Genomic DNA, 18,354 nt, shown 5'->3' on the forward strand with positions numbered 1-18,354 from the left:
TTTTTTCCAAGGAGAAGGAGATAGACATGTTGATCCAGAAGATCCACCACGTGGCCTACCGCTGCAAGGACGCCAAGGAGACGGTGGAGTGGTACGAGAAGCACCTGGGCATGAACTTCGTGCTGGCGATCGCCGAGAACGAGGTGCCCTCGACCAAGCAGCCCGACCCGTACATGCACATCTTCCTGGATGCGGGCAACGGCAACATCCTGGCGTTCTTCGAGCTGCCGGGCCAGCCGGAGATGGGCCGCGACCCCAACACCCCGGCGTGGGTGCAGCACCTGGCGCTGAAGGTCGACAGCCTGGAGACGCTGCTGGCCACCAAGGCCAGGCTGGAGGCCGCGGGCATCGAGGTGCTCGGCCCGACCAACCACACGATCTTCAAGAGCATCTACTTCTTCGACCCCAACGGCCACCGCCTGGAGCTGGCGGCCGACGTGGGCACGCCCGAGATGCTGCAAAAGCTGGACGCGTGCAAGCGCGAGATGCTCGAGGAGTGGAGCCGCACCAAGCGCGCGCCCAAGCACGCCGCGTGGATGCATGATGGCTCGCACGCCTGAGGGAGCCGGCAGTCCCATGAGCCTGTTGAACGAGACCCACGACCCGGCGCTGCGCAGCTGGGTGGCCAGCGCGAATGCGCCTGGCGGCGACTTCCCGATCCAGAACCTGCCTTTTGCGGTGTTCCGCCGCGCCGGCGAGCCCTGGCGCGGCGGCGTGGCCATCGGCGATGCGATCGTCGACCTGGCCGCCGTGGCGAAGGCGGGCGTGTTCACCGGCCCGGCCGGCGAGGCGGCGCAGGCCGGCGCGCAGGACAAGCTCAACGCCCTGATGGCGCTGGGCCCGCGGGCCTGGGGCGCATTGCGCCTGGCGCTGTCGCGGGCGCTGCGCGAGGGCGCGCCGCAGCAGGCCGCCCTGGCCGCCTGCCTGGTGCCGCAAAAGGACGTGGCCTACGACGTGCCCGCGCGCATCGGCGACTACACCGACTTCTACACCTCGGTCCACCACGCCACCAACATCGGCCGCCAGTTCCGGCCGGACCAGCCGCTGCTGCCCAATTACAAGTGGGTGCCCATCGGCTACCACGGGCGGGCCTCGAGCATCGGCATCTCCGGCGAGTCCTTCCACCGGCCGGTGGGCCAGACGATGCCGCCGGGCGCGAGCGCGCCGGTGTTCGGCCCGTGCAAGCGGCTGGACATCGAGCTGGAGATGGGCGTGTTCATCGGCCCGGGCAATGCCAAGGGCGAGGCCATCCCCATGCAGCAGGCCGAGGACCATGTGTTCGGCATGTGCCTGTTCAACGACTGGTCGGCGCGCGACATCCAGGGCTGGGAGTACCAGCCGCTCGGCCCGTTCCTGTCCAAGAACTTCGGCAGCACGATCTCGCCGTGGGTGGTGACGATGGCGGCACTGGCGCCGTTCCGCGTGCCGTTCACGCGGCCCGAGGGCGACCCGCAGCCGCTGCCGTACCTGGACAGCGAGGCCAACCGCGCCCAGGGCGCGCTGGACATCCAGCTGCAGGTGCTGCTGCAGACTCCGCGCATGCGCGCACAGGGCGACGCCGGCGCGAGCATCTGCCGCACCAGCTACCGCCATGCCTATTGGACGGTGGCCCAGATGGTGGCCCACCACACGGTGGGCGGCTGCAACCTGCAGCCGGGTGACCTGTTCGGCACCGGCACGCTGTCGGGCCCGACGCTGGACCAGGCCGCGGCGCTGATCGAGCTGACGGTGGGCGGCAAGCAGCCGCTGCAGCTGCCCGGCGGCGAGACCCGCACCTGGCTGGAGGACGGCGACGCCGTGACCCTGCGCGGCTGGTGCGAGAAGCCCGGCGCCGCGCGCATCGGCTTCGGCGACTGCACCGGCACCGTGCTGCCCGCGCGCGAGGCCTGAGGCCTGGGACGGGCGGGCCCGTCCGGGACACCCTAGCATCGGGGGGTCCATGGCCGCCCTGCTCCCGCCTGCACCTGAACCCGCCGCCGCACCCGCCGCCGAGCCCGGCCTGACCGTGGCCGTGCGGACCCTGTGCGGCTTCACCGCCCGCGCGGGGGACCTGGACCTGCGCTTCACCCCCTCGCCCACCGGGCTCCAGGGCCTCCTGGGCCACCAACTGGTCGCGGGCCGCCGGCCGGCGAGCTACCAGGCCGAGATCCCGCTGCAGTCCGACTGGGGCCCGCTGCGGGTCCGCGGCCGCGCGGACGGCTTCGACCCGGTGGCCGGGCGCCTCGAGGAGGTCAAGACCCACCGCGGCGACCTCGCCCGCCAGCCCGCCAACCACCGCGCCCTGCACTGGGCCCAGGCCAGGGTCTACGGCGCGATGCTCTGCGAGGCCCGCGGCCTGCCCGCCCTCACCCTGGCCCTGGTCTACCTGGACCTGGGCAGCGGCGAGGAAACGGTGATCGAGGAGGCCCACGACGCCGCCTCGCTGCGCGCCTTCTTCGAGGCCCAGTGCCGGGCCTATGTCGCGTGGGCCCGCCAGGAGGCTGCCCACCGCGCCGCCCGCGACGCCGCGCTCGCGCAATTGCCCTTTCCCCACGCCGCGTTCCGCCCCGGCCAGCGCGAGCTCGCCGAGGCCGTGTGGCGCGCGGCGCGCCAGGGCCGCAGCCTGATGGCGCAGGCCCCCACCGGCATCGGCAAGACCGTCGGCACCCTGTTCCCCCTGCTGCGGGCGCTGCCGGCCCAGGGGCTGGACCGCGTCTTCTTCCTCGCCGCCAAGACCCCGGGCCGCCAGCTCGCGCTCGACGCCCTGGCCCGCCTGCGCACGCCCCAGGGCCTGCCGCTGCGGGTACTGGAACTCACCGCCCGCGAGAAGGCCTGCGAGCACCCGGACAAGGCCTGCCACGGCGAGTCCTGCCCGCTGGCCCAGGGCTTCTACGACCGCCTGCCGGCCGCCCGCGCCCAGGCGCTCGCGGCCGGCACCGCCGACCAGGCCACGCTGCGCGAGGTCGCCCGCGCGCACGCGGTCTGTCCCTACTGGCTCTCGCACGAGCTGGCCCGCTGGGCCGACGTGGTGGTGGGCGACTACCACTACGTCTACGACACCAGCGCCCTGCTCCACGCGCTGGCGCAGGACCAGGCGTGGCGGGTGGCGGTGCTGGTGGACGAAGCCCACAACCTCCTCGAGCGGGCGCGCGGCATGTACACCGCCACGCTGCACGAGCTGCAGCTGCGGGGCCTGCGCAAGCGGGCCCCGGCGGCCCTGGCCAAGCCGCTGGACAAGCTGGCCCGCGCCTGGCGCGAGGCGGTCCGCGACCAGGCCTGCGACTACGTCGCCAGCGACGCGCTGCCCGATCGCCTGGTGAAGGCCCTGCAGCTGGCCGCAGCGGCGATCTCGGACCACCTGGCCGAGACGCCTCCCGGCGCGCCGGATGCCGCCGCCGCCGACCTGCAGCAGTTCCTCTTCGATGCCCTGGCCTTCACCCGGCTGGCCGAGACCTTCGGGCCGCACTCGGTGTTCGACATCACACGCGCGGCCGGAGGCGGGATCGGCCGCGGCAAGCCCGCCACCGTGCTGTGCATCCGCAACCTCCTGCCCGCGCCGCACCTGGCGCCGCGCTTCGCCGCCGCCCATGCCACGGTGCTGTTCTCCGCCACCCTCGGCCCGCCGGCGTTCTGCCGCGACACGCTGGGCCTGCCCGCCGACACGGTGTGGGTCGAGGTGGACTCGCCCTTCGAGGCCCACCAGCTCGAGGTGCGCCTGGCGCCGCGCATCTCCACCCGCTGGGCCGACCGGGCCCGCTCGGTCGGCCCGATCGCCGACCTCATCGCGCGCCAGTACGCCGAGCGCCCGGGCAACTACCTGGCCTTCTTCAGCAGCTACGAGTACCTGGGCGCGGTGGCGGCCCGCCTCGCGCAGGACCACCCCGGGGTGCCGCAGTGGCAGCAGTCGGCCGGAATGCGCGAGGAGGCGCGGCGCGAGTTCGTCGCCCGCTTCGAGCCCGGCGGGCGCGGCGTGGGCTTCGCGGTCCTGGGCGGCAGCTTCGGCGAGGGCATCGACCTGCCCGGCGACCGGCTGGTGGGCGCCTTCGTCGCCACCCTCGGCCTGCCCCAGGTCAATCCGGTGAACGAGCTGCTGCGGGGCCGCCTGCAGGCCGCCTTCGGCCAGGGCTTCGACTACGCCTACCTCTACCCGGGCCTGCGCAAGGTGGTGCAGGCCGCCGGCCGCGTGATCCGCACCCGGGAGGACCGCGGCGTGGTCTGGCTGATCGACGACCGCTTCTGCCGCCCCGAAGTGCGCGCCATGCTGCCGCGCTGGTGGCGGCCGCAGGTGGCCGGCTGAGCCTCAGAACTCGGGTTATTACGGATTCGGCGACAATTCGGCGCTTTTTTGCCTGAATCCCGATCCCCTGGAGCCTGAGCCCCCATGGCCGACCCCATCGTCCTCTTCTTCCTTCTCGGCCTGCTTGCACGCCTGGTGCGCAGCGACCTGAAACTGCCCGACGGGCTGTACGACATCCTGTCCTTCTACCTGCTGCTGGCCATCGGCCTCAAGGGCGGCGTTGAACTGAGCCGCCAGCCCCTGGGCGAGCTGCTGCCCGAGGTGGCCGGCTGCCTGGCCCTGGGCGCGGCCATTCCCTTCATCCTGGTGCCGGTGCTGCGCGGGCTGGGCTTCAACCGCGCCGACAGCGCCTCGCTGGCCGGCCACTACGGCTCGGTGAGCGTGGTGACCTTCGCGGTCTCCGCGGCCTATGTGCAGAAGTCCGGGCTCGCGCTCGAGCCGCACGCCGCCCTGTGGGTCGCGCTGATGGAGGCCCCCGGCCTGGTCACCGCCATCTTCCTGGCCCGCTGGCCCCGCCAGGGCAGCGAAACGACGCCCTGGGCGCAGCTCGGGCATGACGTGTTCCTCGGCAAGTCGGTCCTGCTGCTGGTGGGCGGCCTGCTGATCGGCGCGGCCGCGGGCGACAGCGGCATGGCGGCGATGCAGGCCGTCTTCATCGATCCCTTCAAGGGCGTGCTGGCGCTGTTCCTGCTGGAGCTGGGCCTGGTGGTGGGCGAGCGCCTGCCCGAGATCCGCCGCTACGGCCTGCGGCTGGTGGGCTTCGCCCTGCTGGCGCCCCCGGCGCTGGCGCTGGCAGGCGCCGGCACCGGCCTGCTGCTGGACCTGACCCCGGGCGGCGTGGCCCTGCTGGCGACGCTGGCCGCCAGCGCCAGCTACATCGCGGCGCCCACCGCCATGCGCATCGCGGTCAGCGAGGCCAACTCGGCGCTCTCGATCACCGCGGCGCTGGCCATCACCTTCCCGTTCAACCTGCTGGTGGGCATCCCGCTGTACGTGCAGCTGGCGCGCTGGCTCACGGCCTGACCGGCTGATCGCCTGGCCCGGGGCGCGGGGCGGCCTCCGCGGCCGCAGGGTTACCGGAGCCAAGTCACGAAACAAAGCCCACGGCCGGGAACGCCGGGCCCGGGGCCGGCGGTGCGCGCCACTACACTGGCCGCACCCCACCCGGGACGCCCCCATGGCGCAGCCGCCCCCGACGCCGCCCCCGCCTCCCGCCGCCCCGCCCGGCCCCGCGGGCGCGCCCCCGCCGGGCCGCCCGCCCGACACCGAGTTCCTGGCCACCCTGGCCCACGAGCTGCGCAACCCGCTGGCGCCGCTGCGCAACGGCCTGCATGTCCTGCGGCACACCGGCGACCCGCACACGCGGGGGCGCACCCTGGCGATGATGGACCGGCAGGTCACGCACCTGAGCCGACTGGTCGAGGACCTGCTGGACATGTCCCGCCTGCGCGCCGGCAAGCTGGCCCTGCGGCGCCAGCGCGTGGACCTGCGCGACGCGATCCAGCACGCCACCGAGATCAGCGAGCCGCAGATCCGCGATGCCGGGCATGCCTTCGAGCTGGACCTGCCCGACGCGCCGCTGTGGGTCGACGGCGACGACACCCGCCTGTGCCAGGTGCTGTCGAACCTCCTGAACAACGCGGCGCGCTACACCCCGCGCGGCGGGCATATCGGCCTGCGCGCCTGGGAAGAGCCGGGACTGGCGGTGGTGCAGGTCCGGGACGACGGCATCGGCATCCCGCCCGAGGCCCTGCCTCGCATCTTCCGCATGTTCGCGCAGCTGCCTGCCGGCGGCGCCCAGCGCGACGCGCCGCGCGCCGGCCTGGGCATCGGGCTGGCGCTGGTCCATGCGCTGGTGAGCCTGCACGGCGGGCGGGTCACCGCGGCCAGCGCGGGTCGGGGCCAGGGCAGCAGCTTCACCGTCCGCCTGCCCCTGGTGGAGCCGCCGGCAGCCGCCGGAGCGCCCCGGGCGGAAGGGGCGGAAGGGGCGGACGGCGCCCCACCGGCCGGCCCCGCGCCGGCGCCCCTGCGGATCCTGGTGGTCGACGACAGCGAGGATGCGGCCGACAGCCTCGCCCTGCTGCTGCGCCTGGACGGGCACGCGGTGGTGGTGGCCCGCGACGGCCCGCAGGCCCTGGCCGCGGTCGCCCGCGAGGCGCCGGACGTGGTGCTGCTGGACATCGGCCTGCCGGGAATGGACGGCTATGCCGTCGCGCGTGCCTTGCGCACGCAGCAGGCCCATGGAAAACGCCCCCCGGTGCTGGTGGCCCTGACGGGCTGGGGGGCGTCGGAAGATCGGGCGCGGGCGCAGGCTTCGGGGTTTGACCACCACCTCACCAAGCCGGCCGACCTGGAGGCCCTGCGGACGCTGCTGGCCGGGGTGAAGGCCCCGGCCTGAGCGCCGCAGGGCGGGCCGCTCAGGAGGTCTTGCCGCCGTCCTTGGCGGCCGCCGCGGCGGCCTGGGCCGCGGCGAGCATGCGCAGCTGGTGCCGCTTCTTGCCGGCGGCGCGGGCTTCCTCGCTGGTGAAGCGGTGGGCGCGGCCGTGTTCATGGGCGGCCTTGCCGCCCATGCTCGCGATCTCGCGCTTCTTTTCGGGACTGAGCACCGCGAAACCGCGCTTGGCGCGGGCCGGTGGCGGGATGAGGGCCTCGGCCGCTGCGCTCGCGGCGGCCTGGCGGGCCTCGGGGGTGGATGCCGCCTCGTCGGCGGCGGTGGCTGGGGACGTGACAGTGCTACCGGTAGTGTCCATTTGGCTTCTCCCTGATTTGTTGGACATGGATGAGGCTTCAAATTCTGAAGAGCCATCCGGGGCCGTGGGTGCCGGTGGTAGCTAATTAGTTCTCGTCCTACAGAATTCCTCCGTTGTTGAGCAGGTCCCGCAAACCGTCCTCGTCGAGAACCGGGATGCCCAGCTCGCGCGCCTTGTCCAGCTTGCTGCCGGCCTCGGCGCCCGCCACCACGCAGTGCGTCTTCTTGCTCACCGACCCGGCCACCTTGGCGCCGGCGGCCTCGAGCAGCTCCTTGGCCTCGTCACGCGAGAGCGTGGGCAGCGTGCCGGTGAGGACGACGGTCTTGCCTGCCAGCGGCAGCTGGGCCTGCGGCGCGGGCTCGCCCTCGGGCCAGTGCACGCCGCAGGCGCGCAGCTGCTCCACCACCTCGCGGTTGTGGGGCTGGGCGAAGAAGGTGTGGAGGCTCTCGGCCACCACCGGGCCGACATCGGGCACCTGCAGCAGCTGGTCGACGCTGGCGTCCATGATCCGGTCCAGCGTGCCGAAGTGGCGGGCCAGGTCGCGCGCGGTGGCCTCGCCGCAGTGGCGGATGCCCAGGCCGAAGAGGAAGCGGGGCAGCGTGGTCGACTTCGACTGCTCCAGCCCCTCCAGCAGGTTCTGCGCGGACTTCTCGCCCATGCGATCGAGCGCCACCAGGTTCGCCAGGCCCAGGCGGTACAGGTCCGGCAGGGTGCGGATGATGCCGGCGTCGACCACCTGGTCCACCAGCTTCTCGCCCAGGCCCTCGATGTCCAGGGCGCGGCGCTGCGCGAAGTGCAGCAGCGCCTGCTTGCGCTGCGCCCCGCAGAACAGGCCGCCGGTGCAGCGGTAGTCGGCCTCGCCCTCCTCCCGCACCGCCTCGCTGCCGCACACGGGGCACTGGCGCGGCATGGTGAAGGGCGGGTGGTCGTGCGTGCGCGGCTCGGGGACGACGGCGACGACCTCGGGGATCACGTCGCCGGCGCGGCGCACGATGACCTGGTCGCCCACGCGTACGTCCTTGCGGCGGGCCTCGTCCTCGTTGTGCAGGGTGGCGTTGGTGACCGTCACGCCGCCCACGAACACCGGCTTGAGCTTGGCCACCGGCGTGAGCTTGCCGGTGCGGCCGACCTGCACGTCGATGGCCTCCACCGTGGTGACCATCTCCTGCGCGGGAAACTTGTGCGCCACCGCCCAGCGCGGCTCGCGGGTGACGAAGCCCAGCTGCTTCTGCAGCGCCAGGCTGTCGACCTTGTAGACCACGCCGTCGATGTCGAAGGGCAGCTGGTCGCGGTCGCGGCCCACGGCCTGGTGGTAGGCGACGAGCTCGGCGGCGCCGCGCGCGCGCTGCACGCGGGCGCAGACCGGGAAGCCCCAGGCCTTGAGGCTTTGCAGCACCTCATGGTGCGACTGCCAGTCCGGCGCGCCGACCACCTCGCCCCAGCCGTAGGTGAAGAACGACAGCGGCCGCTGCCGGGCGATCGCGGGATCGAGCTGGCGCACCGCGCCGGCCGCGGCATTGCGCGGGTTGACGAAGGTCTTCTCGTGCCGGTGGCCCTGGGCGATGCGCGCGCGCTGGTTCTCGTTGAGCGCCTCGAAGTCGTCGCGGCGCATGTAGACCTCGCCGCGCACCTCCAGCACCTCGGGCACGCCCGCCGGCAGGCGCAGCGGCACCTGGCCGATGGTGCGGATGTTCTGCGTCACGTCCTCGCCGACCTCGCCGTCCCCGCGGGTGGCGGCGCACACCAGCACGCCGCGCTCGTAGCGCAGGTTGATCGCCAGGCCGTCGAACTTGAGCTCGGCGACGTAGTCCACCGGCGGCGCGTCCTCGGACAGCCCCAGCTCGCGGCGCACGCGGGCGTCGAAGTTGATCGCACCGGTGTCCTCGATGTCGGTCTCGGTGCGGATGGACAGCATCGGCACGCGGTGGCGCACCTTGGCGAAGCCCTCCAGCGGCCTGCCCCCCACGCGCTGCGTGGGCGAGCCGGGCACGGCCAGCGAGGGGTACTGCGCCTCCAGCGCCTGCAGCTCCTGGAACAGGCGGTCGTACTCGGCGTCCGGGATCTCCGGCGCGTCGAGCACGTAGTAGCGGTGGGCGTGGTGGTGCAGCAGCTCGCGCAGGGCGTCGGCGCGCTCCTGCGCGGCGACGGGCACGCCCTCGGGGGCGTCGTCGAACAGGTCGGAAGTCAGGGGAAGCCTCAGCTGAAAAGCCGGCGGGCCTGGGGCGAGCCGGCGGACAGGTCGCGCGCGTCGAGCGTGTCGTACAGGCCCTCCAGGTCGGCGCCGATGGCGTCCAGCGCCTCGGGGCGGATCGGGTGGCCGCGGTCGTCGGTGAGCACGCCCTCCATCGACTGGCCCAGGGCGGCAGCGGCCTCGCGCATGCGCACGAAAGGCTGCTCGCTGCGCGGCACCTGGGGCACGTCGATGCTCAGCGTGAGCTCGTGCAGGGCGGCCTGCGTCGGGTCCTCGGCCAGGGCGGCCTGGGTGTCGAAGGACAGCACCAGGACCGGCGGCGCGCCGGGCACCGGCGAGGCGAGCACCATGCGTCCCGGCATCACGCCGGCGACGAAGCCCAGGCGGGCGGCGTGCTGGTGCACGTAGCCCGGGCTCCAGGCCGCGTGGCGGGCGCGCAGGCTCAGGCTCAGTTGCGCGTCGTGGGCGCTGGCGAACTGGTCCAGCTCGCGGGCGCGGGCCACCTCGTCGCGCATCTCGGGGAAGTCGGGCGTGCCGCCCACCGCGTCGGCGAAGGCCTGGGCCTTGACCACGAATTCGGAGAACTCGATCTCGTTGAGCGCGCCGTTGCGGTTGGCGAGCTGCACGCCGGCCTGGAAGGCGGTGTAGCGGTGGCCGGCGACCGGCGCCTCCCACTCGCGGGTGCGCTCGTTCTGGCCCTCGACGGCGAAGGGCTTGCTACCCACGCGGCGGGTGTGGGGCAACGCGGCGATGGCGGCGTCGCCGGAGACCACCTGGCCCTCGTCCAGACCGATCGGGGCGATGACGTCGATCAGCGCGTCCAGCCCCGGCTTGCGCTCGGGCGCGGGCACCGGGCCCAGGGGCGTGTCCTCCTCGAGGGAGGGCTCGGTCGGCTCGGGGACGGCGCCGGGCGCCATCGTCGGCTCCACCGGCGGCGCGGCAGCCTGCTCGGGCTGGCGCGGCGTGTTGCGGCGCGCGCTCCAGGCGTTCCATCCGACCAGCCCCAGCAGCGTCGCGCCACCGAGGACCGCGAGGCCCATGGAGAACTCGGTCATGCTTGCCCCCACGCTCGGCACGTTGTGTCCGTCGCTGCCCCCCGAGGGGGCGCGAGCTGGCTCGGGGCGGCCCGGCGCAGCGCTCTCATGCCACCTCCGCCATGCTGACGGCCGACTCCATGTCGACGGCCACGATGCGCGAGACGCCCTGCTCCTGCATGGTCACGCCAATGAGTTGTTCTGCCATTTCCATCGCGATCTTGTTGTGCGAGATGAAGAGGAACTGCGTGCCCTTGGACATGCTCGCCACCAGCTTGGCGTAGCGCTCGGTGTTGGCGTCGTCCAGCGGCGCGTCCACCTCGTCCAGCAGGCAGAAGGGCGCCGGGTTCAGCTGGAAGATGGCGAACACCAGGGCGATGGCGGTCAGCGCCTTCTCGCCGCCCGAGAGCAGGTGGATGGTCTGGTTCTTCTTGCCCGGGGGCTGGGCCATCACCTGCACGCCGGCGTCGAGGATCTCCTCGCCCGTCATGACGAGCTTGGCGTTGCCGCCGCCGAACAGCTCCGGGAACATCCGGCTGAAGTGCTCGTTGACGATCTTGAAGGTGCCCCCCAGGAGCTCGCGGGTCTCGCCGTCGATCTTGCGGATCGCGTCCTCCAGGGTGGTGATGGCCTCGTTCAGGTCGGCCGACTGGGCATCCAGGAACTGCTTGCGCTCGCGGGCCGAGGCCAGCTCCTCCAGCGCCGCGAGGTTGACCGCGCCCAGCGCGGTGATCTCGCGGTTCAGGCGGTCGATCTCGCCCTGCAGGCCGGCCAGGCGCACGCCGCCGGCTTCCACCGACTGGCGCACGGCCTCGAGGTCGGCCTGGGCATCGGCCAGCAGCTGGGCGTACTGCTCCAGGCCCAGGCGCGCGGCCTGCTCCTTGAGCTGCATGTCGGTGATGCGCTGGCGCAGCGGGTCGAGGGCGCGCTCCAGCGTGAGGCGGCGCTCGTCGCTGGCGCGCAGCTTGGCGGTGAGGTCGTCGTACTCGCTGCGCTTGGCGCCCAGCGCCTTCTCGCGCTCCAGCTTCAGGTCCAGCGCGTTCTGCAGGCCGGCCTGGGCGGCGGCATCGGTCAGCCGGGAGAGCTCGTCGTGCGCGCGCTGCTCCTCGGCGGCGATGCTGGTGGCCTGCTGCGTGGCGGTCTCGATGGCGCGCTGCAGCTCGGCGCGGCGGGCGTCCAGCGCACGCTGCGAGAACTGCGCCTCCTGCGCCCGGCGCTCCAGGCTGCGCTGCTGCTCGCGGGCCTCGGCCAGCCTGCGCTCGCATTCGATGACGCGCTCGTCGAGCTGGGCATGGCGCTCCTGGCTGTCGGCCAGCTGCATGTCCAGCTCCTCGAAGCGGGCCTCGGCGGTGACGCGGCGCTCCTGCAGTTCCTCGAGCAGGGCATCGACCTCGGCGAGGTCGCCGGCGATCTGCTGGCTGCGGGCGCGGGTCTGCTCGGCGAGCTGCGACAGGCGCAGCGTCTCGACCTGCAGCTCGTGGGCGCGGGCCTGGGCCTCGCTGGCCTCGCGGCGCACGCCGACCAGACGCTGCGAGGCGTCGGTGTACGCGGCCTCGGCGCGCACCAGGGCGCCGCGGGCCTCCTCCAGGATCAGGGTCTGGGCGCGCAGCTGCTTGTCCAGGTTCTCGATCTCCTGCTGGCGCGCCAGCAGGCCGGACTGCTCGGAGTCCTGGGCGAAGAAGCTCACGCTGTGGCGGCTCACCGCATGGCCCGCGGCGGTGTAGACCACCTCGCCGGGCTGCAGCCGCTCGCGCTGGGCCAGGGCGTCCTCGAAGCTGGCGGCGGTGAAGCAGCCTTGCAGCCAGTCGGCCAGCAGGGCCTTCTGGCCGGCGTCGTTCAGGCGCAGCAGGTCGGCCAGGCGCGGCAGCGCGCCGGCCGCCTCGGGCGCGGCCGCCGCCGGCGGGGTGTAGAAGGCCAGCTTGGCGGGCGGCGCGTCGGCGGCGAAGGCCTTGACCATCTCCAGGCGCGACACCTCCAGCGAGGCCAGGCGCTCGCGCAGGGCGGCCTCCAGGGCGTTCTCCCAGCCGGCCTCGATGTGGATGCGGCTCCACAGGCCCTGCAGGCCGTCGAGGCCGTGCTTCGCCAGCCAGGGCTGGAGCTTGCCGTCGGTGCGCACCTTCTCCTGCAGCGCCTTGAGCGCCTCGAGGCGGGCCGAGAGGTCGGACTGGCGCGCCGTCTGCGCGTTCAGCTCGCCCTGGCGGTGGCGGCGGTCTTCGTCGAGCGCCGGCACCTGCTCCTGCAGCTCGTGCAGGCGCGCGTCGCTGGCCTCGGCGGCCTCCTGCGCCGCGGCCAGCTGCTCCTGCAGGCCGGCCAGGCGCTGCTCGTCGGGCGCGGCCAGGGCATTGCGGTCGGACGCCAGGCGCTCGCGGCGCAGGTTCAGCTGGCGCGACTGCTCCTCGATATTGCGCTGGTCCGCCGCCAGCACCTGGATCTGCTGCTGGACCTGGGCCACGCTGCCGCGCTGCTCGGTGGACTTGGCCTGCGCCTGGCGCAGCGCCTCCTCCAGCTCGGGCAGCTGGGTCGCCTGGTCCTCGACCTGGGCGGCCAGCAGCATGGCCTGCTCCTCGGCCTCCACGCCCAGGCCGGCGAGGTTCTCCAGTTCGGCCGAGGCGTCGTCACGGCGGGCGGCCCACTGGGCGGCCTGCTCCTTCAGCTGCGCGAGGCGCTGCTCGGCGCGCTGGCGGCCCTCGACCACGAAGCGGATCTCGGCCTCCAGCCGGCCCACCTCGGCGCTGGCCTCGTAGAGCGCGCCCTGGGCCTGGTTCACCTGGTCGCCGGCGGCGTAATGGGCCTGGCGGATGGTCTCCAGCTCGGCCTCCACATGGCGCAGGTCGGCGACGCGGGACTCGAGGTCGTTGACCGCCTGGTCGGCCTCCTGCTTGAGGCGCACCTGGTCGACCTCGGCCTCGGCGCGCTTGAGGAACCACAGCTGGTGCTGCTTGAGGGTGGCGTCGGCCTGCAGGCGGTTGTATCGCTGGGCCACCTCGGCCTGCTTCTCCAGCTTGTCGAGGTTGGCGTTCAGCTCGCGCAGGATGTCCTCGACCCGGGTCAGGTTCTCGCGGGTGTCGGAGAGCCGGTTCTCGGTCTCGCGGCGGCGCTCCTTGTACTTGGAGACGCCGGCGGCCTCCTCGAGGAACAGGCGCAGCTCCTCGGGCTTGGACTCGATGATCCGGCTGATGGTGCCCTGGCCGATGATGGCGTAGGCGCGCGGGCCCAGGCCGGTGCCCAGGAACACGTCCTGCACGTCGCGGCGGCGCACCGGCTGGTTGTTGATGTAGTAGCTGCTGGTGCCGTCGCGCGTGAGCACGCGCTTGACGGCGATCTCGGCGAACTGCGACCACTGGCCGCCGGCGCGGTGGTCGGCGTTGTCGAACACCAGTTCCACCGAGGAGCGCGAGGCGGGCTTGCGGTGGGTCGTGCCGTTGAAGATCACGTCCTGCATGGACTCGCCGCGCAGCTCGCTGGCCTTGGACTCGCCCAGCACCCAGCGTACCGCGTCCATGATGTTGGACTTGCCGCAACCGTTGGGCCCGACCACGCCCACCAGCTGGCCGGGGAGCATGAAGTTGGTGGGTTCGGCGAACGACTTGAAACCCGAGAGCTTGATCGACGTCAGGCGCACGCGTGGAATCCTGTGTGTTGAAAGCAGAACCCCGCGGGCAGCGGCTGCGGGCGGGGGATCGTTGATGTTACCCGAGCGACCGCCGCGCTCCGGGGATAATCCCGGGCATGAATCCCCTGTTGGCCAAGCTGCAGCCCTACCCGTTCGAGCGGCTGCGGAAACTGTTCGCGGGCGTTGTACCGAATCCTTCTTACCGCCCGATCAGCCTGGGCATCGGTGAACCCAAGCACCCGACCCCGCCCTTCGTGCTGGAGGCCATGACGGCCGCCTTCTCCGGCCTCGCCGCCTACCCGCCCACCGCGGGCGACCCGGCCCTGCGCGCCGCCTGCGCCGGCTGGCTGGAGCGCCGCTACGGCCTGGCGCTGGACGCCGCCACCCAGGTGCTGCCGGTGAACGGCTCGCGCGAGGCGCTGTTCGCCTTCGCCCAGACCGTGATCGACCCGACGCGGGACGCGGTGGTGGTCTGCCCGAACCCGTTCTACCAGATCTACGAGGGCGCGGCCCTGCTGGCCGGGGCCACCCCGTACTACGCGCCCAGCGACCCGGCCCGCAACTTCGCGGTCGACTGGGACAGCGTGCCCGAGGAGGTCTGGCGCCGCACCCAGCTGCTGTACGTGTGCTCGCCGGGCAACCCCACCGGCGCGGTGATGCCGCTGGAGGAGTGGCGCAAGCTGTTCGAGCTGTCCGACCGCCACGGCTTCATCATCGCCTCGGACGAGTGCTACTCCGAGATCTACTTCCGCGAGGAGCCGCCCCTGGGCGGCCTGGAGGCCGCGGCCAAGATCGGGCGCGCCGGCTTCGAGCGCCTGGTGGCCTTCACCAGCCTGTCCAAGCGCTCCAACGTGCCGGGCCTGCGCTCCGGCTTCGTGGCCGGCGACGCCGCCATCCTCAAGCAGTTCCTGCTCTATCGCACCTACCACGGCAGCGCCATGAGCCCGATGGTCCAGGCCGCCAGCGTCGCCGCCTGGAACGACGAGGCCCACGTGGTCGACAACCGCGCGATGTACCGCCGGAAATTCGCCGAGGTCACGCCCCTGCTGTCCGGCGTGCTCGACGTGGCCCTGCCCGACGCCGGCTTCTACCTGTGGGCCGGCGTGCAGGGCAGCGACGAGGACTTCGCCCGCGACCTCCTCGCTCAATACAATGTCACGGTCCTGCCGGGCAGCTACCTGGCCCGCGAGGCCCAGGGCCACAACCCCGGCGCCGGCCGCATCCGCATGGCCCTGGTGGCCGACACCGCGGAATGCCTCGAGGCGGCCCAGCGCATCGTGCAATTCGTCAAAAACCGCGTCCCATCCAGAACCGAGTGAACCCCATGACCCAGCAACTGCAACAGATCATCGACACCGCGTGGGAGAACCGCGCCAGCCTGTCCCCCAAGTCCGCCCCGAAGGAAGTGGCCGACGCGGTCGAACACGTCATCGCCCAGCTGAACACCGGCAAGCTGCGCGTGGCCACCCGTGAAGGCGTGGGCCAGTGGACCGTGCACCAGTGGATCAAGAAGGCGGTGCTGCTGTCCTTCCGCCTGAAGGACAACGAGGTCATCAAGGCCGGCGAGCTGGGCTTCTACGACAAGGTGCAGACCAAGTTCGCCCACCTCACCCCCGAGGAAATGGCCGCCACCGGCGTGCGCGTGGTGCCGCCCGCCGTGGCCCGCCGCGGCAGCTACATCGCCAAGGGCGCGATCCTGATGCCCTCCTACGTGAACATCGGCGCCTACGTGGACGAAGGCACCATGGTCGACACCTGGGCCACCGTCGGCTCCTGCGCGCAGGTCGGCAAGAACGTCCACCTCTCGGGCGGCGTGGGCCTGGGCGGCGTGCTCGAGCCGCTGCAAGCCAACCCCACCATCATCGAGGACAACTGCTTCATCGGCGCCCGCTCCGAGATCGTGGAAGGCGTGATCGTCGAGGAGAACTCGGTGATCTCCATGGGCGTGTACATCGGCCAGAGCACCCCGATCTACGACCGCGCCACCGGCGAGGTGAGCTATGGCCGCGTGCCGGCCGGCTCGGTGGTGATCTCCGGCAGCCTGCCCAAGGACGGCGGCAAGTACAGCCTGTACGCCGCGATCATCGTCAAGCGCGTGGATGCCCAGACCCGCGCCAAGACCAGCCTGAACGACCTGCTGCGCGATTGAGACCGCGCACGGGCGCACCCGGGAGCCTGACATGAGCACCATGGAACGCATCCTCCGCCTCATGGCGGACAAGCAGGCTTCCGACGTGTACCTCACGGCGCACGCGCCGGCCCAGATCCGCATCCACGGCCAGTGCGTGCCGATCAACCAGCAGGTGCTGCCGCCGGATGCGCCGCGCAAGCTGCTCGCCGAGATCGTGCCGCACGACCGGCTCGTGGAGTTCGACCGCACCGGCGAGCTGAACATGGGCCACGCGGTCGAGGGCCTGGGCAACTTCCGCATCTCCGCGCTGCGCCAGCGCGGCACCTGCGCGGTGGTGGTGCGCTTCATCCCGCCGGTGATCCCGGCGCTGTCCACCCTGAACCTGCCCGCGGTGCTGGCCGACCTGGTCGTCGAACGCCGCGGCCTGGTCCTGATGGCCGGCTCCACCGGCTCGGGCAAGAGCACCACGCTGGCGGCCATGCTGGACCTGCGCAACGAGCTGATGCCGGGCCACATCCTCACCATCGAGGACCCGATCGAGTTCATCTTCCAGCACAAGCGCTCGGTGGTGAACCAGCGCGAGGTCGGCGCGGACACCGAGTCCCTGGAGGTGGCGCTGCGCAACGGCCTGCGCCAGGCGCCCGACGTGATCCTGATCGGCGAGATCCGCGACGCCGCCACCATGTCCGCCGCCCTCGCCTACGCGCAGTCCGGCCACCTGGTGATGGCCACGCTGCACGCGAACAACAGCTACCAGGCCCTGCACCGCATCCTCTCGTTCTTCCCCGAGCAGGTACGCCCCATCCTGCTCGGAGACCTCGCCGCCACGCTGCGCGCGGTGGTGAGCCAGCGGCTGCTGCGAAACCGGGCCGGCGGGCGCGTGCCCGCCGTGGAGGTGATGCTGAACACCCAGCGCGTCGCCGAGCTGATCGGCGCGGGCGACTTCACCGCGGTGAAGGAGGCGATGGAGAAGTCGATGGCCGAGGGCTCCCAGACCTTCGAGCAGGACATCGCCCGCCTCATCGCCACCGGCGCCGTCGACCAGGCCGAGGGCCTGGCCCATTGCGACTCGGCCAGCAACCTGCTGTGGCGCCTGCAGAACGACTTCAGCACGCCTGCGCCGTCCGGCCCCGCCGAGGACCCGGACGACGTGCCTTCCTTCACCGAGATCACGCTGGACGTCAAGCCGTCCTGACCGCCAACCGGCCCCATGAACAAGACCGTCTACCTCGTCGAGCAGCTGATCGCCCAGCGCTCGATCACCCCCGATGACGCCGGCTGCCAGCGCATCCTCCAGGAGCGGCTCGCGCCCCTGGGCTTCTCCTGCGAGACCATCGAGAGCGGCCCCGACAGCTTCCGCGTGACCAACCTGTGGGCCCGCCGCGCCGGCCGCTCGCCGCGCACCCTGGTCTTCGCCGGCCACACCGATGTCGTGCCCACCGGCCCGCTGGAGCAGTGGCACTCCAACCCCTTCGTGCCGCACCACCGCCACGGCAAGCTCTATGGCCGCGGCGCGGCGGACATGAAGACCTCGATCGCCGCCTTCGCCGTCGCCGTCGAGGAATTCCTCGCCGCCACCCCGGACCCGGCCCTGTCCATCGCCTTCCTCATCACCTCCGACGAGGAAGGCCCCGGCATCGATGGCACCGTGGTCGTGTGCGACCGCCTCCAGGAACGCGGCGAGCGCCTGGACTGGTGCATCGTCGGCGAGCCCACCTCGGTGGACCGGCTGGGCGACATGATCAAGAACGGCCGCCGCGGCAGCCTCAGCGGCAAGCTCACCGTCAAGGGCGTGCAGGGCCACATCGCCTATCCGCAGCTGGCGCGCAACCCGATCCACCTGGCGCTGCCCGCCCTCGCCGAGCTCACCGCGATCGAGTGGGACCGGGGCAACGAATTCTTCCAGCCCACCAGCTTCCAGGTCTCCAACATCCATGGCGGCACCGGCGCCGGCAACGTGATCCCGGGCGAGGTGGTGATCGACTTCAACTTCCGCTTCTCCCCCGAGCACACGGCCGAATCGCTGCAGAAGCGCGTCAGCCAGGTGCTGGAGCAGCACGAGCTCGAATACGCCCTTACCTGGGCCCTCAGCGGCCAGCCCTTCATCACGCCCCCGGGCGAGCTGGTGGGCGCGATCCAGCAGGCGATCCGCACCGAGACCGGCGTGGAGACCGAGCTGTCCACCACCGGCGGCACCAGCGACGGGCGCTTCATCTCGCGCATCTGCCCGCAGGTGATCGAGTTCGGGCCGGTCAACGCCAGCATCCACAAGATCGACGAGCACGTCACCGTGGCCGACATCGAGCCGCTGAAGAACATCTACCGGCGCACGCTGGAACAACTGAACGCGCTGGGCTGA

13 protein-coding genes are annotated in these 18,354 nt (G+C 72.3%); 9 read left to right on the forward strand and 4 right to left on the reverse strand.

Going from position 1 to position 18,354, the window contains the following annotated elements; genetic code table 11:
• Nucleotides 1-26: 26 nt before the first annotated feature.
• From ACT80S_RS07055 to ACT80S_RS07075, 5 genes are all read left to right on the forward strand, one after another.
• Complete coding sequence (locus ACT80S_RS07055) at nucleotides 27-560, forward strand: VOC family protein (RefSeq protein ID WP_377414366.1); 534 nt, start codon at nucleotides 27-29, stop codon at nucleotides 558-560.
• A gap of 16 nt (nucleotides 561-576) precedes the next feature.
• A complete protein-coding gene (gene fahA, locus ACT80S_RS07060) occupies nucleotides 577-1,890 on the forward strand; it encodes a fumarylacetoacetase (protein ID WP_377414368.1) in 1,314 nt (437 codons plus the stop codon).
• Nucleotides 1,891-1,939: 49 nt separating this feature from the next.
• A complete protein-coding gene (locus ACT80S_RS07065; protein ID WP_377414370.1) occupies nucleotides 1,940-4,276 on the forward strand; it encodes an ATP-dependent DNA helicase in 2,337 nt (778 codons plus the stop codon).
• Between the two features lie 84 nt (nucleotides 4,277-4,360).
• A complete protein-coding gene (locus ACT80S_RS07070) occupies nucleotides 4,361-5,299 on the forward strand; it encodes a sodium-dependent bicarbonate transport family permease (protein WP_377414373.1) in 939 nt (312 codons plus the stop codon).
• Between the two features lie 154 nt (nucleotides 5,300-5,453).
• Nucleotides 5,454-6,674 carry a hybrid sensor histidine kinase/response regulator gene (locus ACT80S_RS07075; RefSeq protein WP_377414376.1) on the forward strand — a complete coding sequence of 407 codons (1,221 nt, stop codon included), beginning with the start codon at nucleotides 5,454-5,456 and terminating at the stop codon, nucleotides 6,672-6,674.
• Between the two features lie 19 nt (nucleotides 6,675-6,693).
• Here ACT80S_RS07075 and ACT80S_RS07080 read toward each other — a convergent pair whose 3' ends face one another.
• From ACT80S_RS07080 to smc, 4 genes are all read right to left on the reverse strand, one after another.
• Nucleotides 6,694-7,026, reverse strand: a complete 333-nt coding sequence (locus tag ACT80S_RS07080) for a KGG domain-containing protein (RefSeq protein ID WP_377414379.1) — start codon at nucleotides 7,024-7,026, stop codon at nucleotides 6,694-6,696.
• A 97-nt stretch (nucleotides 7,027-7,123) separates the two neighbouring features.
• Complete coding sequence (ligA, locus tag ACT80S_RS07085; protein WP_377414381.1) at nucleotides 7,124-9,178, reverse strand: NAD-dependent DNA ligase LigA; 2,055 nt, start codon at nucleotides 9,176-9,178, stop codon at nucleotides 7,124-7,126.
• 44 nt (nucleotides 9,179-9,222) lie between these two features.
• A complete protein-coding gene (locus tag ACT80S_RS07090; protein WP_377414384.1) occupies nucleotides 9,223-10,272 on the reverse strand; it encodes a cell division protein FtsZ in 1,050 nt (349 codons plus the stop codon).
• An 85-nt stretch (nucleotides 10,273-10,357) separates the two neighbouring features.
• Nucleotides 10,358-13,873 carry a chromosome segregation protein SMC gene (gene smc, locus ACT80S_RS07095; protein WP_377414386.1) on the reverse strand — a complete coding sequence of 1,172 codons (3,516 nt, stop codon included), beginning with the start codon at nucleotides 13,871-13,873 and terminating at the stop codon, nucleotides 10,358-10,360.
• Between the two features lie 107 nt (nucleotides 13,874-13,980).
• Here smc and dapC point away from each other — a divergent pair, with 107 nt between their 5' ends.
• From dapC to dapE, 4 genes are read left to right on the forward strand one after another with little or no spacing between them, the layout of a single operon-like run.
• Nucleotides 13,981-15,183: a succinyldiaminopimelate transaminase gene (gene dapC / locus ACT80S_RS07100; RefSeq protein ID WP_377414388.1), complete on the forward strand. Its 1,203-nt coding sequence runs from the start codon at nucleotides 13,981-13,983 to the stop codon at nucleotides 15,181-15,183.
• A gap of 5 nt (nucleotides 15,184-15,188) precedes the next feature.
• Nucleotides 15,189-16,013 (forward strand): 2,3,4,5-tetrahydropyridine-2,6-dicarboxylate N-succinyltransferase, encoded by an 825-nt coding sequence (gene dapD / locus ACT80S_RS07105; RefSeq protein ID WP_377414390.1) that lies wholly within the window; start codon nucleotides 15,189-15,191, stop codon nucleotides 16,011-16,013.
• Nucleotides 16,014-16,044: 31 nt separating this feature from the next.
• Nucleotides 16,045-17,190: a PilT/PilU family type 4a pilus ATPase gene (locus ACT80S_RS07110; protein WP_377414392.1), complete on the forward strand. Its 1,146-nt coding sequence runs from the start codon at nucleotides 16,045-16,047 to the stop codon at nucleotides 17,188-17,190.
• A 15-nt stretch (nucleotides 17,191-17,205) separates the two neighbouring features.
• Entirely contained in the window at nucleotides 17,206-18,354 is a 1,149-nt protein-coding gene (gene dapE, locus ACT80S_RS07115; protein WP_377414394.1) for a succinyl-diaminopimelate desuccinylase, read from the forward strand.

The sequence above is a fragment of the Ramlibacter sp. MAHUQ-53 genome (assembly GCF_052600055.1).